Below are 455 nucleotides of genomic sequence, written 5' to 3'. Positions count from 1 at the left end.
ACGGGATTGATGGAGGTGGGCACCGAGGAAGGCGCGTGGGTGGTGCCGCCCTATACGGGTGTGTGGATTCCGGCGCAGAAGCCGCATCGGGTGCGCATGAACGGGGTCAGCACGCGCAGCGTCTACGTGCTGCCGGAGTCGGCGCCGCGTGATAGTCCGGGCTGCGAGGTGCTGGTGGTCAGCCCCTTGCTGCATGCCCTGCTGTTAGCTTCGGCAGACGTGCCCGCGCACTACATGGCGGACAGCCGCGACGGGGCGCTGATGCAGCTCATCCTGTTCGAACTGAATCGCGCGCCAACCTTGCCCCTGTTTGCGCCGATGCCGCGCGACCCGGCGCTCGCCAGGCTCTGCGCGGCACTGCTGGCGCACCCCGATATCGGCGCATCCGCCGAAGACTGGGCGCGGCAGCTCCACTGCAGCCCGCGCACGTTCGCGCGCCTGTTCCAGCATCAAAC

1 pseudogene is annotated in these 455 nt (G+C 68.6%); it reads left to right on the top strand.

Annotated features, from left to right (window positions below):
- A pseudogene (locus AB4Z27_RS29580) lies at window positions 1-455 on the top strand (AraC family transcriptional regulator); the annotation flags it as partial.

This window comes from Cupriavidus sp. KB_39, assembly GCF_052114485.1.
In the GTDB taxonomy this organism is placed as follows: Bacteria; Pseudomonadota; Gammaproteobacteria; order Burkholderiales; family Burkholderiaceae; genus Cupriavidus.
The sequence above is the reverse complement of the archived record's forward strand: the minus strand, read 5'-3'. Positions and strand labels throughout refer to the sequence as shown.